Below are 15,236 nucleotides of genomic sequence, written 5' to 3' on the forward strand. Positions count from 1 at the left end.
TCGGTCACAGAGGCGAGCGTCACCGTGCGGGGGCCGGCCGTCGGATCGTCCGAGCTGTTGCGATAGGCCAGCGCGTCGACCAGCGTCTGCAACTGCGCCGCCGACAGGGTGCCGCCGCTCAGCGTCAGCGTCGCGGTGCCGCCGGCAACGCTGATCGAAAAGGTCAGGCTATTGGTCGTCGTCGTCCCGGAACTGCCGTTGGCCAGCCCGATCGACGTGCCGTCGACCGAGAGGATTTCAGACCCGCCATCGGTGACGTTTGTCACTGTCAGGGTCAGCCCGGAGAATGTCTGCCCGGCTTCCACCGTCGACGCCGCGACGCCGGAGAACAGATCAATCGGCGATCCCCCTTCGGTGAAGGGCGCCGTCGCCCCCGTTGCCGTCAGGGTCGGCGCGTCGTTGACCGCCGTGACGTTCACGGTGGTGGTCTGGGTGGCGCTGACTTCGCTGCCGTCACTGACGGCGATGGAGATGGTGCGGGCGGAGGTGGACGGATCGTCCGAGGAATTGGCATAGGTGACGGCGCGCAGCGCCGCCTGCCACTGGGCAACCGTCGCCGTCCCGCCGGCCGAGCTGAGCGTCAGCACGCCGGTGCCGGCGGCATAGCTCCCGGTGATATTGCCGGTCGCCCCGCTGCCGGTGAAGGCCAGCACGTCGGCGCCCGCCTGGAAATTCGCCGTGATGGAGACGGTGGCCGAGACAAGCGTGGGGCTGTCGGAATCGCTCACCGTAAGCGCCGCGTCGACGGCCACCGGCGTGCCGGTGGCCTCGCTGAAGGTCTGGCTTCCGCCACCGGGTGTGACCACCGGCGGCGATGCGGTGGTGATCGTGAAGGGCCCGGTCGGGGCCGTCTGGGTGGACGTACTCGTCGTCCAGTTGGTCGGATCGGCAATCGCGGCCAGCAGCGTCGCCCGCGACCCCGTCGTCGGGCCGGTATAGATGGCGTTGGTGTTGTTCCCCGAGCCATTGAGGGCGACCGCGGTCGTTCCCGGCGTCAGATCCGGCGGAAGCTGGGAGTCGCTATCGATGAAGTTGACCGTCGCATCCCAGCCGGCCTGGGTGAACGAGCCGTCTCCGTCGACATGCAGGCCGAACAGTTCGGTCATGCCGGCGCCGTTGGCCGCGTAGGTGCCCTGGAAGGCGATCAACTGATCACCGAGCGAGCCGATCGTGAAGCCGCTGGCATTCTGGGCGCCGATAAAGGCGGTCGATCCGCCACCCGTGGTCGCGAAGGTGTTCGAGGAGGCTTCGGAGATGGTGATGACCGTGCCCGCGGCGAGCGCCGTGCCGGAAGTCCAGGTTATGAGGGCGCCTGCACCGTTGCCATACTGGCCGCCATTGACGCCGATATTGGTGAAACTGATCTCCGTCGTGGCATCGACATCGGCCAAAAGCACGAAGGTGAAATCGTCGGTGCCGCTATGGTCCGTGCGGATGATGGCGACGTCGCCGGCGGTCAATGTCGTGGCCATGGTCAACTCCCGTACAAGATCTGCGATTGCGCGACGCGGTCAGACCCGCGTCTGCGAACATCCGTCCGGCCGCAGATCCGGATGCGACGTTCGAGAGGAACCGGCGAATGCGTGTCGCCGGTCCCCGGGTTACCGATCAGTTCCGTGACGGAAAAACGCCCTGCAAAGCCACGCACCAGCGCACGGTGAGATACGGGCTGCGTTTCTCCACCGGAAGCTGGCCGCCTACGGGTTGGACGGTGGTCGTCACGCTGGCCGCGTTCAGCGCGACCTGGGGCGCGCCGGCGACATAGGTTTGCGCCGATGCCAGCGTGTTGCCCTCCGGTGCGGCCTGATTGGCCGCATCCTCGCTGGCATGGAGCGTCGCGACCGCAGTGTGCGTGTGGTTCGGCATCGTCGACAGGTTCAGGGTGAAGGAGGTCTGGCCACCGCGCTCGCCCTGAACGACGGGCGGAAGTCCCGGCCCATTGCCCTCGTGAATCGCCGAGCGCCCACGCAGGTCGGGAAGCGCGAAGGTGGTGCGTCCGTCGCCGCCATAGATCGTGCCGTACAGCGAGAACAGCGCGCTATTGCTCGAAATCGGCAGCAATTGCCCGTTCGCGTCGGCCCAGCCGCGCGGACAGAAGTTGAAGCCGACCGCCATCAACTGGCCCAGCAACGGATCCGCCTGCGCTCGGGCCTGGCCGGTCGCGCCGAACAGGCCCCAACTCACCACGATCGCCATCGCGCACGCTTTCAGGAACACCATCATACTGAAACCTCCCCTCCGGCGATCCCCATGACCACCGGCATGATGTCGTGCTGCGGTAATCGGGCGACAGGAAAGCACGGTCTCCGCGTCGCCTCCTGGCGACCCCGCCTCCACCCATTGTCCGAACAATACTGTCCGGGATCACCATTTCCATGATCAGCCGCAGGTGAACCTTTGCGCTGATCCGGCACGAATTGATACTTTCTTAAGCATGTAACCCCAGTTCCGCTGCGGTGTAAATCGCAGCTGCTGAGTCCTTGCGAGGTTTCTTTGCGTAAGGTTTACCGTCGCCGCGAAATGGCGGGGGTCCCGGCCACCAACAGGAGGCGCCGAGACGCAGGGCCGTGCGACCGCATATGGCCCCGTACCGGACGGCGGACGGCCGCCATTTTCAAACGGGCGGCTGGCACAGGCACCGGAGGCACAAACCGCGGGCGCGGCTGCGGTTCGGGCGAGAGGCACCCCGGCGATCCGGCCTGCGGATCGCCGGGACCGGGTCAGGCGAAGTAGTAATCCGACGCGTCGATGCCGGCGCCATTGGCGAGAGTGAACGTCTCGACCAGGCCATTGTCGCTGATCTGCCAGGTCGTTGCGCTGACCTGGCTGAAGGTCACCGAGCTGGAATAGCCGGCGAAGGCGATCCGGTCTCCGGCCCCGGCGCCATTGCCGTCGAAATCGGCAATGATGTCGCCATTGACCTCGCCGCGCCGGAACACGAAGATGTCGTCCCCGCCGGCCCCGACGAGGTAATCCGCGCCGCCCCGGCCATCCAGAACGTTGACCCCGGCATTGCCGAACAGCTGGTTCGAACCGGCATTGCCGCCACCGTTGAGCTGGGCGTTCCCGGTGAGGATCAGGGTCTCGACATTGTCGGTCAGGGTGAAGTCGGAACTGGCATAGACCACGTCGTCACCGCCGCCGACGGCCTCGTCGACATGATCATTGGACCGGTCGACCACATAGGTATCGTTGCCGCTGCCGCCCTGCATGGCATCGACACCGGTGCTGCCATCGAGGATGTCGGCTCCGCCGCCGCCGCTGAGCACGTCGTCGCCGCTGCCGCCATTCAGGCGGTTGTTGCCGTCATTGCCGAAGATGTAATTGTTGCCGCCATTGCCGTCGCCGCTCAGATCGGAATTGCCGGTGAGGATGAGATTGTCGACGCCGGCTCCCATGACGAAGGAGACGCCGGCATAGACTGTGTCGTTGCCGGAACCGGTCGATTCATCGACCACGTCTCCGACGTTGTCGACGGAATAGATGTCGTCGCCCGCATCGCCGCGCATGTAGTCCGCGCCGGCATTGCCGATCAGGATGTCGTTGCCGCCATTGCCGTAGATCGCGTCGTCGCCGCCGCGCCCGTCGAGAATGTTGTCGGCATCGTTGCCGTAGATCGCATTGCCGGTGTTGTTGCCATAGCCGTTGATGGCGCCGCTGCCGGCCAGATAGAGCTGTTCCGGCCCCACCCCCAGCGCGAAGCTGGCATAGGCGTAGACGGTATCGAGGCCGGACCCCGTGGATTCGTCGACGATGTCGCTGACATTGTCGACGACATAGGTGTCGTTCCCGCCATCGCCGCGCATGTAATCGACCCCGGCATTGCCGATGAGGATATCGTCGCCGTCATTGCCGTAGAGGACGTCGTCGCCGCCCCGCCCGTCGAGGCGGTTGGCCGCATCATTGCCGCTTAGGACATTGTTCTCGTTGTTGCCGTAGCCGTCGATCGCCGCTGAGCCGGCGATCGTCAGATATTCGAGCCCGGCCGACAGGGCGAAATTGGCATAGGTGTAGACGGTGTCGATCCCGTCGCCGTTGCTTTCGTCGACGGTGTCGCTGACATGGTCGACAACGTAGATGTCGTTGCCCGTCCCGCCCTGCATGGCGTCGACGCCCTCGCCGCCGAGAAGGACGTCGTTGCCGGCGCCCCCGACGAGGACATCGTTGCCGATGCCGCCGCTGAGCTGGTTGGAACCGGAATTGCCGAACAGATAGTTGGCGCCGCCATTGCCGTCGCCGGACAGGTTCGCCGTACCGGTCAGGACGAGGCTGTCGACACCGGCGCCCAGAACATAGGAAATGCTGGCATAGACCGTGTCGTTGCCCGATCCGGTGGATTCGTCGACCACGTCGCCGACATCGTCGACGGAATAGATGTCGTCGCCGGCATCGCCGCGCATGTAGTCGGCCCCGGCATTGCCGATCAGCACATCGTTGCCGCCATTGCCGTAGATCGCGTCGTTGCCGCCGCGGCCATCGAGGATGTTGTCCGCATCGTTGCCGGAGATCGCATTGCCGGCATTGTTGCCGTAGCCGCTGATCGCGCCGTTGCCGGCGAGATACAGGGTCTCCAGCCCTTCGCCCAGCGCGAAGCTGGCATAGGCGTAGACGGAGTCGGAGCCCGAGCCGAACTGTTCCGACACGATGTCGGAGACGTGGTCGACCACATAGGTGTCGTCGCCATTGCCGCCGAACATCCGGTCGGCACCCGAGCCGCCATCGAGAACGTCGCCGTCCTCGCCGCCTTCCAGATAGTCCGAGGCCACGCCGCCGTAGAGCCGGTCGCTGCCGTTGCCGCCGAGAAGCACGTCCTCGTCGCTGATGTATTCCCCGGCGACGGAGACCTGCAGTTCGTAGGTGGCGCCAACGGGAATCGCGCCGGCGGAATAATGCTCGACGGCAATGAAATAGACGCCGGGAGCAGCGAAGCTGTAGGTCAGGAAGGAGTCGCGACTGGAGGTCGACCCGCCCCCGCCCAAACTCGTCGACGCATCATCGTTGTTGGCGAGCGAATTTCCGCTTGCGTCCAGAATCCGCAGGCGGGAGTCGAAGCTCTCCGGACCACCGCTCGCCGAAAAGCCACCGTCGATATCAAGGGTGATGGTGGCCCCGACATTCGCGATGGTCAGCACGTAATAGTCGATATTGCCGTCGCCGGTGCCGGAGATGCTGACATGCGGCGTGAGTTCGGAATCGGCGATGTCTGGATCGGCGCCGTAGCTGAACAGATGGCCGATGCCGGCCGCGCTCGCCATCGAGTTGTTGCCGGCGCCCTGGGTCTTCAGCAGCGTGCCGCTGCCGAGGCTGATGCCGCTGGGGCGGCCGGCGGATCCGACGCCCGCATCGCCGATCAGGATGTCATCGCCTTCGCCGCCGATGATCAGGTCGTTGCCGAGGCCGCCATCCACGGAATTGGCTGCACCGTCGCCGCTGAGAATGTCGCGAAAGCCGGTTCCCAGGAGGTTTTCGATGCCGGTCATCGAGTCGCCCTCGGCATCGCCCTGCGCGGTCCTGACGCCGGACAGGTCGACCACGACGCCGGCCGCTGCGCCCTGATAGCTGGCCACGTCGATGCCGTCGCCGCCGTCGAGGCTGTCGGCGCCCTCGCCGCCCTCGAGGAAGTCGTCGTCGGCGCCGCCAACGAGATTGTCCTGACCGTTGCCGCCGAGGAGAATATCAAGGCCATCGCCGCCGTTCAGCGTATCGTTGCCGGAACCGCCATCGAGGCTGTCGTCACCGCCGAGACCGTTCAGCGTGTCATTGCCCGGCCCGCCATAGATGCTGTCAATCAGGCCGTCATTGCCGTTCAGCGTGTCGTTGCCGTCGGTTCCCGTCTGGGTGGTCGTTCCGAGGACGGTCGACACGGCGAGACGGACGGCATCGGCGAGATCGCTGCTGTTGGAGGACAGGGTCACCACGGTCCCGCGGCCGAGTTGCCCGACGAGCGTATCGTAGCTGGAGCGCACGCCGCTGGTGACGACGAAGATCGGGATGGCGTTGTTGGCTTCGAGGATCGCCCGCACGTTTGCCGCCGTCTGATAATCCGGCGACGAGTTTTCCGCATAGCGCTCGTCGGTGGCGACCATGATGATGCGCTGGTTGCCGGCGCGCAGCGACAGGCCCTCGCTCTGCGCCGCCCTGGCAAGCGCCCCGAGCTGCGCCTCGGATTCGTCACCGGCCGCCGAGAAGCCCTGTACCGTGGAGATGATCTGGTTCTTGTCGGTGGTTGCGGCCACATCCGCCCGGTAGGCGCCGCCGTTGAGCAGCGAGGCGAGCGCGAAGCGGACGTCGGTGATCTGGGTTTCGACCCGCGAGAGGATCGGGGAGATCGCCGATTTGATGTTCGGCAGGTCGTTGGAGAAGGACGCGGAGAGATCCTGGAGGAGGACGAAATCGATGGAACGTCCGGCGCTGAGCGCGACGATCTGGTCCTGGAACTTGGCCTGCTCGATATCGATCAGCGTGTCGGTGCCATCCACGCCACTCCCCCGGACATGGGCGATGGTGAAGCTGCCGTCGGCATTCTGGGTGATGTCGTAGTTCTCGCGGCGCTCGGCATAGATCGCGGTATCGGTGTCGGCGCCGCCCTCGAGGCGGTCGTTGCCGCCGTGGCCGGTGAGATTGTCGTTGCCGCCATTGCCGACCAGCCGGTTGTTCGCCTGGTTGCCGACGAGCACGTCGTTGCCGGAGCCGCCGATCGCGTTCTCGATCAGCGAACCGAGATTCAGATTGCCGTTGGCGTCCCGGTGCAGCAGCGCATTGGCGACATTGCCGCGGGCCAGGTTGGTGGCGCGGCTGCCGCCGTCGAGATCGGCCAGTTGCGCGGTGTCGAAGGTCGACCATTCACCGGGCCGCAGATCGATCTTGAGATTGGTGGTGTAGTTGCTCAGATCGTAGGTATCGTTGCCGTGGCCGTCCCAGATCGTCCGGAAGATGCGGTTGCCGCCCGGCGTCCCCTGCCCGACACCATTGATCGACATCTCGCCGGTGGTGGTGCTGAAAGTGTAGACGGAATCGCCGCTCCACACATTGCCGGTGGCCGAGAAATCCGCCCCGTACATGTGTTGCAGCGCCGCGATGTCGTACATCATGTAGGACTGGGCGTTGCCCCACTGCTCGTTCTCGCTTGCGTCGATCGCATCGCCGATGTGGTCGCGATAGGTCATCACCGAGAATTCGTTGGAATCCCGGTTGGCCGGCAGTCCGCCGAACGGGTTGTTCGTCCCGTCATGGCCATGGCGCAGGCCGAGCGCATGACCGATCTCGTGCATGAAGCCTTCGTTATAGGCGTAGCTGCCGAGGGTCGGCGTGTCGTAGGAGCCGCCATTGCGGTACCAGGTATCGCCGGCGCGCTCGGTGTTGGCGGGAAAATAGCCCCGGGCGGTGTTGGTATTGTTCGTCGTCATGGCGAACCGCATGGTCGCCTCGGTGGTCGCCGACTCCGTCACCTCCTGGAAATTCAGGTTGGTGAAGCTGCTGATTTCCCCAAGGAGCTGGCGCGTCGCAGCCATCTGCAGCGCATTCAGCGCCTCGAAACCGGCGTCGGGTTCCTCGGCCGAGCTGTAGGTCGTCGCATAGAAACTGGCGCTGGTGGGGAAGCTGTAGGTCAGCGTGGTGACATTCCAGCGGGTGTCGTGGAGGACACCGTCCCAGATTTCACCGGAGCGCGTTACCGACGTGACCGACATGATCTAATCCTCCATACCCACTGCTTGCCGCGCTCAATCGAAGGCGGCCATGATCCGTTCGCGTGTTGCGTCCTGCCGGTCGCGCGCAAGCGATCCGATCCGCGCGAAAGCTGCATCGTTCTCCGGCGGCACCGCTGCGCCGGCAGTTGGCGCCAACCGCGCAGCGCCGGCGGACAGCGGAATCAGCACGGTGACCTCGCCGCCCTCGGTCGCGGCAAGCCAGAAATCCGGCTCACTGCCGCGCACCAGACAACGGGCCGCAAACCCCGACGGCTCGCCATCGACGCGCCGCAGCGTGCAGTCCGCCGGAGTGGTGGAGGATGCGTAGAGCGCCGTCAGCGCCTGCCCTGCCCGATCCCTCAGCATGTCGAGAGACATCACGCCTGCACCGGCCATCGACATGGCTCCGCCGAGGATCGCAAACGATAGAAGGCTGCCGGAAAGGAAGGCGACGACGGCTTTCGTAAGCGACGACGAAGCTGCGCCGGCGTCATGGTCAATATGCGCAGATACGGAGAACATGAGCCGCAGCGACGAGACTATGTCGACAGTCATCGCATCTCTTGCCGAATTGCACTGAACACCATCATACCACCGCTGCGTGCCATTCATTATTCCACGATGATATGCCCGAAAGAAAGAATCAACCTTCCTTTGCGGAATCTTTCACCTGTCCTTTCCGGGGCTCGGCCAAAAGGACAGGACGGCGGATTTGAATTGGCGCCGTGCCGGCGGTCTGGCGGGGGGGCATCCCGGGAGCCCGCAATTCTTCGGTCTTGTTCGACATGCCCTCCGCAACTGCGGATCGCGCTGCGGACGCGTCATCAGGGCAACCGGCAGACGTGCAGCCCCGCGAACGGCAAGGCGCCGAACCGCAGTCTGGGAGATGTCGGCGGAGGGAGGCGGAAGGCTGGCGGAAGGGCAGCGCGGGGCCGAGCGCGCGTTCGACGCGGGCGCTCAACCGGCTGCGGCCGGGAACAGCCGAGACTGCCGGCATGTCGACGGCGCATGCGGGCGATGCGAGCACCCCGCGCCACCGGCTTGGGCGGCGCGGGGGTATGGTGGTGTCAGAGGCGCGCGGCGGCCTCTCTGGCGATGGCGCGGAAGCGGTCGGCCATGGCCTCGCGCTCCGGCGACGCCGCATCCTCGGGGAACCACTCGGCGAAGCGGTTGCCCTCGAACGGGCCGATGATCGACTCCAGGAAGACCGTGTCGCCCTGTAGCGGAATGATCGTGTGCCAGGCCGCGGCGCGCAGGCGCGTCATCCGGGCGCCCGGCCAGTTGCCGTCGGACAGGACGATCGCCTCGATCGTCTCGCCGTCGTCGGAACAGCGCATCACCGCGAACTGCCCGGACAGGGCCAGGAAGGACTTGCCGGACTTGTAGTTGATGTGCGGGTGGTCGCAGCTCGTCGGCGGCAGGGCAATCACCATCTCGTGGAAATTGTCCTGGGGACCGGTGTGCAGGATCAGCCGGGCCCGGCCGTTCGGCGCCTCGCGCGCCGCCGCGATGACGGCGGCGATGTCGTCCTGCGAGACCGTCGCGGGATCCGCGGCGGTCTCCAGAACGGACGGCGTGACCTTTCGGAACTCGCCCATGGTCGCGATCAGGCCTTGCCGGCCATCTCGCGGACCCAGCGATTGACCTGCGGGTAGAAGTCGCTGCCGCCGCCGAGCGTCTCGCCGAAGATGCCGGCGAAGATGCCGCGCGCACGCTCCCACTGCTCGTCGGGAACGGTGCGGTAGCGGCCGAGGAAGCGGGCCGAACGCAGGCGCAGCATCTTGAAGAGCCGCGTCGCCTTGACCGCGTCGGTCATCAGGCCGGCCTCGGCGGTCTCGCGCAGGATGTCGATGGCCAGGTCCGGCGCCGAGTTGAAGAAGCAGAAGGCGGAGAGCTTCAGCTTGGCGATGGTCGCCTCGTCGCCCGAGAAGAGCTGGTCGATGGTCTCGGTCTTGCGGACCCAGACGGCGTCGGCCGCGACGAGAATGCCGTAGCGGTCGTTCTCCGGCTCGATCGGGTCCGGCTTGCGGAACAGGCCGAGACGCGGATAGCCGTAGCCGTGATAGTCGAGGTTGAGGAGCACGAAGTCGCGCTCCAGGAGCCAGTCGTGGCTGGTGGAGAACAGCCGCTGGCCGATGAAGCAGGGCTGGAAGTTGCAGCTCAGGCGCACGCCGAGAACGCCCTCGGCGACGAGGCGCTCGCAGCCTTCCATGACGTCCTGCTCGGTGCCCTCGGTGTCGATCTTGATGAAGTCCGGCACGACGCCGAGCTCTTCGAAGACCGCGTCCGAGGTCTCCATGTCGATCTGCAGGACCTTCTCGATCTCGGCCTGGCCCGGCTTCAGATGGCGGAAGCATTCCGAGGTCAGGTCCGGCTTGAGGCAGGACGACAGGCCGCGATGCTTGAGCAGGTAGAAGTCGCGGGGACCGGCTTCCTTGTCGAGCGCCTTCTCCATCACCTCGTACTGGAACAGGTCGGTGTTGGTGTAGACCTGACGCAGGCGCTCGGCCTCCTCCGGATCCGGCTCGAAGGCGATGTAGCGCAGCGGTGCATCATAGCCGTTCCAGCTCGGATGGATGCCGTAGCGGGCGCCAACGTCGGAGACCACGGTAAGATCGTTCAGGGGAGCCATGCAGGTATTCCTTTCAGACTGTCAGATATCGAATGCGGGTGTCGAAGCGACGGATCAGGCGGCGGGCGGGGTCATGTCGCTGCCGTCGACATATTCGGAATCGGGCAGCGCGCGGAAAAAGCGGCCGCCGGCCTCGCGGAAATCGGCGTGGTTGCGGGCGATCGGCGAGGCGTAGCGCCAGGCCAGCACCACCACGTCGCTCGGCGTCTCGTTCATCAGCTGGCTGCCGCTGAGCACCGGGATCGAGCCTTCGGCGGTGCGCACCTCGTTGGTCAGCGGCGTGTCGTCGAAGATCGCGTCGATGGTGTCGCCGAGATCGAAATAATGGATCAGCGCGGCGCAGCCGACCGAGGCGCCGAAGGCGAGCGCCCGCCCGGTTTCGCGACGCGCCGTCTCCAGGCGCTCGCGGATGGTCCGGCCGAGCTGGGCGATCCGGTCGTTGAAATCGTCGAACAGGCGACCGTCGTAGAAGCCGGCGTCGGTCTCGGCCTTGATCAGCTCCGCCACATTGGCGTCGACCTTGCGCGAGCCGCCGACGCGCTGCGCGATGAAGCGGATGGAGCCGCCCTTCGGCGCGATCCGCTCGGCGCTGACCAGCTCGTAGCCGCGGGCGGCGAAGAAGCTCTGGGTCGGCTTGGTGGCGAAATAGGAGATGTGCTCGTGGTAGACGACGTCGAGCAGCGTCTTCTCGATCATGTCGAGGGCGTACTGGGTCTCCACGACGATGATGCCGTCCTCGGCGAGCACGCTGTCGATGCCGGCGAAGAAGCCGTCGAGCTCGTCGATATTGGCGACCGTGTTGTTGGAGATGACAACGTTGGCCTTGCCGTGCTCGGCGGCGATCTTGGCGGCCAGCCCCTTGTCGAAGAATTCGGCCAGCGTCGGAATGCCGGCGTCGGTCGCGGCCTTGGCGATCTTCTCGGCCGGGTCGATGCCCAGCACCTTGGCGCCCTTGGCCTGCACCAGGCGCAGGAGCGAGCCGTCATTGCTGCCGATGTCGATGACGAACTTGTCGGCGCCGATGTCGCCGCGCTCGGCCAGGCCGTCGATCAGTCGGCCGAAATGCTCGCGCAGGCCGAGCGAGATGCCGGTGAAATACTGGAAATTGCGATACTGGAACTCGGGATTGACGATCGTCGCGAGCTGCAGGTGCCCGCAGGCGTCGCACTGCCAGACATCGGCGGGCGCGGTCTCGTGAACGAGGCCGGCGCGGCCGACATTCGGCGAGGCCACCGGCAGCGCCGCGAGCGGAACGACCTTGGCCATGTCGGCGCTGCCGCACAGGCGGCATGTGGTCCGGGTGGTGAAGTAGGAACTATTCATGGCAACCAGTCGACATTCTTCCAGAGGTCTTCGATGAGAACGACGTCGGCCAGGCAATCGCCGCCGTCGTTGGCGAGAGCGGCCCCGCCGCGTGCGGCGTCCGAAAAGGCCCGTGCCTGTGCCTCGAAGGCCCAGACCCGGTCGGACGGGGGAATGAAGAGTTCCTGCTGGCGGCCGGCCTCGTTCACATGAACCGTGGCACAGTCCTGGCGCGCCAGGGGCGACGGCAGGGACAGCGTCAGGCGGGCGCGCTCGAAGGTCACCTCGAGGCGCTGGTCCCAGTGGCCGGTATCGGCCGGGCCGAAGGCGAGCGTGATGCCGAAGCCGTCCGCGTCGAAGGTCGCCACCTGCAAGGAGGTCGGGCGGATGCGCAGCGAACGGGCGCGGATGGCATTGCCGAAAAGAAACCGCAGGAGATTGATGTCGTGGCTGGCGACATTGGACGTGTATTCGTAGTCGGCGCGGCGATCGGCACCGACGAAATCCGGCGCGACGGCGCCCTGGTCGTAGCGGACCGGCCGCGGCGAGCCGCGCCGCACATGCGGCGGGATCGGCATGCCGTAGGTCCGGCAGAAATCCCGCATGGAGACGTCGAGCAGCGCGCCCCAGCGGCCGTCGCCTCGTGCTTCGTGCAGGAGATCGCGGAATTTCAGGACGCCGGCATCGTAGCGCTTCATGTAGCCGACGGCCCAGATGCGGTCGTTGCGGGCGGCGATCCCGGCGAGGTTTCGCGCCTCCTCGGCGGTCATCGCTATGGGCTTTTCGGACAGGACCGCGGGCTTGGCCGCCAGCGCGTCGGCGACGATGCCGGCCTGGGCCAGCCGCGGCATCGACACGACGACGGCATCGATGTCGGGATCGGCCAGCAGGTCTTCGTAGGCGGCGGTGGGGCGCTCGATGCGATAGCGATCTGCAACGGCCGCGCGCAATTCGTCATGCGGCTCGGCCAGGGCCACCACCCGGACGCCCTCGATCGCGGAGAAGGCCGGAAGATGGACGATCTGGGAGAAGAAGCCTCCCCCAATCATGCCAATCTTCAGCTCCTTCATGCTCATGTCGGAATCATTCCCCAGAGGCATTTACGACTGCGAGGCCGACGAAAGCGAGCTCAGGCCGCGGGTGCATCGCAGTTTAGCCGCCACCAGTCAACCGCGCACCCGCCGCCTTCAGGGTGCCGAGCTGCGCTTTGATGCGGGCGCTGTTGCGGCGGAGTAACAGCCGATTGCGCACGGCGTGCATGGCGACAAGACGCAAGGGAAAGGGCCGCACGCGCAAGGTCAGCCAAGCCATGGCGCCCAATCGTCCCGCCTTGGAGAAGCCGATCGTCTTGCGGATACCGGACAGCACCCTGCGATCGAAGTCATTTCCGTCGACCGCCTCGACGAGTTCTGCCGGTTCGCATTGCGCCTGCTTCCAGACCAGTCGCAGCCGCGCCGTGCTGAACTGCCAGCGACGGCGGTAGAGAGCGGGATAGTCCGGGTCCTGCCGGCCGACAACGGACTCCCGCAGCCGCGTTGTCAGAAGGTTGGTCAGGCGGCGATTTTCCTCGGGCCGCAGCATGCTGGTGGCCGACAGCGTGTCGGCGGCCACCTGCCAGCCGCCATAGATCCCGGGGACGAAGCAGAAGCCCTGCGCGAAGGCGAGCTGGCGCACGAGGAAGCCGTCGCAAAAGGCGCCGAGCGCTGGGTCGAAGCCGCCGGTCTTGCGGATCTCGGGGGTGCGATAGACCGTGACGGTGTTGCAGATCCAGTTGTCGCTGCCGCGCACGTGCCGCATCACGTCATCGGGCGAGAAATACCGCGCTTCGCGTGCCGGCGGCATGATCGGCCGCAGCCCGTGCAGACGGTCGCCGGCATCGAAGGTCACGATCTCGCCGCAGGCCAGTGGAGCGGCCGGATGGGACTCCAGTGCGTCGATCATGGTGTCGTAGAGGCCCGCCAGCGCCACGTCGTCGGCACCGAGAAACGAGATGTAGTCGCCGCGCGCCGCTTCCAGACCGGTATTCAGAGCGGCGGGCGCCCCGGCATTCGCCGCGTGGCGGATCAGCCGGATCGCCGGATGCCGAGAGGCGAGCTCGGTGATCAGTTCGACGCTGTGATCCTTCGAGCCGTCATCGACGACGAGGATTTCGGTCTCGGGCCCGCTCTGCGCCAGAACGCTGGCGATGGCGCGGGGCAGGATCGCGGCGTGATTGTAGTTCGGGATGACGACGGTGAGACGCAGGCGCCCCCCGGCCTCGGGGGCAGCACTCATGCGCGGCGCCCTCCCCATGCCGTCCGGCAGCCCCGCCCGATCGCCCGCGTCCGGTCGACCGCATACACGTCGCAGCCTGCCATCATCACGAGATCGACGCGGCGAAGGAGCCGGCGGTCGTGAAATACGGCCGGGCGTCCTCGCGTAGCGCCTCGTCGACGCCGTGCAGGTCGTGCAGGATGAAGGCGGCGCAGTTGAAGCCGTAATTGAAGTAGTGCGAGACCGCGTAGCGCTCGGCATTGGCCGACAGGAAATCGCTGAGCGCCCGGCGCTGGCCGAAGGCCGGATTGGCCTTGTTGCAGTTCCAGTCGTCGAACATCAGCACGGTGCCGTCCTGCAGGACGGAATCGCGATGCAACGCATCGAGGACCTCCTGCGTCGACTGGTAGAGATCGCAGTCGAGATGCACGATGGCCGCCTTGGTGCGCAGCGGCTCGGCCAGGGTCTCGGAGAAGAACCCCTCGCGCACATGGATGCGCTCGCCGCTGATCACCTCGGACAGCCGGCGCTCGATATGCACCGGCAGCCGCTCGCCGAGTTCGGCCTTCAGCGCCTCGGGGAGATCCATCTCGGTGTCCCAGATGCCCCGCGTCACGTCGTAGGAGGCAGCGTCAAGCTCGATCTTCTGACGCGGCAGGCCGGCGAAGGAATCGAACAGGTGCAGGTCGCCGTAGAACTGCAGCGTCCGCATCCGTTCGGCGATCAGTCGCGCGGTCCAGCCGCCCAGGACGCCGAACTCCAGGACGTCGCCGATGACGCCGCCGAAGGTCGCGTAGTCGAGCGCGGTCTGGAACGCGTCGCCGTAGAAGCGGGTGGCGCGATCGACGTCGGGGAAGATCATGCAGCGCTTGGTCATGTCCGGCCCGCCGAGATTGCCGAGCAGGCGCTCCAGCTCGTCGCTCGCCTCGCCCGAGCGCGGGTTCAGCTCCACCGAGCGCACCAGCAGCCGGACGGCGCCTTCCGTATCGCCGGTGTCGCGCACGGTGATCGCATCCGCGAACAGATGCTTGGCGATCCGCTCGAGTTCGGCCTGCGATTCGGGATGCCCGTAGGCCGTCTGGAACTGCGCCACCAGCTCGTCGATCCGCGCCGTATCGGTGAAGAATACATGCGCCGGCTCCGGCTCCGGCTCCGGTGCCGGTGCCTCCGCCTGCTCTTCGTTCACGTCGGAGTTGGCAGCGGACTCTGCCGCCTCCGCCGCGTCCTCGGCCGCACCGTGCGGCTCGGCGGCGGACTCTTCGGGCTTGGGCATGGACGAGGAACTCGACTGGATGGGAACTTGCACGACGACCCGTTCGAAAGAGCTGAGAAGACAATCAGAAATCCTGCCCGCACTAACA

General features: G+C 66.2%; 10 protein-coding genes. All 10 read right to left on the reverse strand.

Annotation, left to right across the window (positions count from 1 at the left end; genetic code table 11):
* Nucleotides 1–1,472 (reverse strand): beta strand repeat-containing protein (locus ACEQX1_RS16140; RefSeq protein WP_370197071.1); only part of this gene is annotated, 1,472 nt, incomplete at its 3' end.
* A 136-nt stretch (nucleotides 1,473–1,608) separates the two neighbouring features.
* On the reverse strand, nucleotides 1,609–2,223 hold the full coding sequence (locus tag ACEQX1_RS16145) for a phage tail protein (protein WP_370197073.1): 615 nt from the start codon (nucleotides 2,221–2,223) through the stop codon (nucleotides 1,609–1,611).
* 497 nt (nucleotides 2,224–2,720) lie between these two features.
* Entirely contained in the window at nucleotides 2,721–7,688 is a 4,968-nt protein-coding gene (locus ACEQX1_RS16150; protein WP_370197076.1) for a M10 family metallopeptidase C-terminal domain-containing protein, read from the reverse strand.
* 33 nt (nucleotides 7,689–7,721) lie between these two features.
* Nucleotides 7,722–8,243 (reverse strand): hypothetical protein, encoded by a 522-nt coding sequence (locus ACEQX1_RS16155; protein ID WP_370194104.1) that lies wholly within the window; start codon nucleotides 8,241–8,243, stop codon nucleotides 7,722–7,724.
* A 512-nt stretch (nucleotides 8,244–8,755) separates the two neighbouring features.
* Nucleotides 8,756–9,286, reverse strand: coding sequence for a WbuC family cupin fold metalloprotein (locus tag ACEQX1_RS16160; protein WP_188076252.1), 531 nt, complete (start codon nucleotides 9,284–9,286; stop codon nucleotides 8,756–8,758).
* Nucleotides 9,287–9,294: 8 nt separating this feature from the next.
* Nucleotides 9,295–10,320: an FkbM family methyltransferase gene (locus tag ACEQX1_RS16165; RefSeq protein ID WP_188076253.1), complete on the reverse strand. Its 1,026-nt coding sequence runs from the start codon at nucleotides 10,318–10,320 to the stop codon at nucleotides 9,295–9,297.
* Nucleotides 10,321–10,374: 54 nt separating this feature from the next.
* Nucleotides 10,375–11,643, reverse strand: coding sequence for a methyltransferase domain-containing protein (locus ACEQX1_RS16170; RefSeq protein WP_370194103.1), 1,269 nt, complete (start codon nucleotides 11,641–11,643; stop codon nucleotides 10,375–10,377).
* The gene (locus tag ACEQX1_RS16175) at nucleotides 11,640–12,698 is read right to left on the reverse strand and encodes a Gfo/Idh/MocA family protein (RefSeq protein ID WP_370194102.1); all 1,059 of its coding nucleotides are present in this window, start codon (nucleotides 12,696–12,698) and stop codon (nucleotides 11,640–11,642) included. The genes ACEQX1_RS16170 and ACEQX1_RS16175 overlap by 4 nt, the downstream gene beginning before the upstream one ends.
* Before the next feature lie 76 nt (nucleotides 12,699–12,774).
* A complete protein-coding gene (locus tag ACEQX1_RS16180) occupies nucleotides 12,775–13,896 on the reverse strand; it encodes a glycosyltransferase family 2 protein (RefSeq protein WP_370194101.1) in 1,122 nt (373 codons plus the stop codon).
* An 85-nt stretch (nucleotides 13,897–13,981) separates the two neighbouring features.
* Nucleotides 13,982–15,148, reverse strand: coding sequence for a TylF/MycF/NovP-related O-methyltransferase (locus ACEQX1_RS16185; RefSeq protein WP_370197078.1), 1,167 nt, complete (start codon nucleotides 15,146–15,148; stop codon nucleotides 13,982–13,984).
* Nucleotides 15,149–15,236 lie beyond the last annotated feature (88 nt).

It is taken from the genome of Aurantimonas sp., from assembly GCF_964217435.1.
In the GTDB taxonomy this organism is placed as follows: domain Bacteria; phylum Pseudomonadota; class Alphaproteobacteria; order Rhizobiales; family Rhizobiaceae; genus Aurantimonas; species Aurantimonas coralicida.

What these genes read in the sequence shown, in the direction of transcription:
- ACEQX1_RS16150 (WP_370197076.1), bottom strand. Translation starts at nt 7,688, where the DNA reads ATGTCGGTCACGTCGGTAACGCGCTCCGGTGAAATCTGGGACGGTGTC.
- ACEQX1_RS16170 (WP_370194103.1), bottom strand. Translation starts at nt 11,643, where the DNA reads ATGAATAGTTCCTACTTCACCACCCGGACCACATGCCGCCTGTGCGGC.
- ACEQX1_RS16180 (WP_370194101.1), bottom strand. Translation starts at nt 13,896, where the DNA reads ATGAGTGCTGCCCCCGAGGCCGGGGGGCGCCTGCGTCTCACCGTCGTC.
- ACEQX1_RS16160 (WP_188076252.1), bottom strand. Translation starts at nt 9,286, where the DNA reads ATGGGCGAGTTCCGAAAGGTCACGCCGTCCGTTCTGGAGACCGCCGCG.
- ACEQX1_RS16175 (WP_370194102.1), bottom strand. Translation starts at nt 12,698, where the DNA reads ATGAGCATGAAGGAGCTGAAGATTGGCATGATTGGGGGAGGCTTCTTC.
- ACEQX1_RS16145 (WP_370197073.1), bottom strand. Translation starts at nt 2,223, where the DNA reads ATGATGGTGTTCCTGAAAGCGTGCGCGATGGCGATCGTGGTGAGTTGG.
- ACEQX1_RS16185 (WP_370197078.1), bottom strand. Translation starts at nt 15,148, where the DNA reads ATGCCCAAGCCCGAAGAGTCCGCCGCCGAGCCGCACGGTGCGGCCGAG.
- ACEQX1_RS16165 (WP_188076253.1), bottom strand. Translation starts at nt 10,320, where the DNA reads ATGGCTCCCCTGAACGATCTTACCGTGGTCTCCGACGTTGGCGCCCGC.
- ACEQX1_RS16155 (WP_370194104.1), bottom strand. Translation starts at nt 8,243, where the DNA reads ATGACTGTCGACATAGTCTCGTCGCTGCGGCTCATGTTCTCCGTATCT.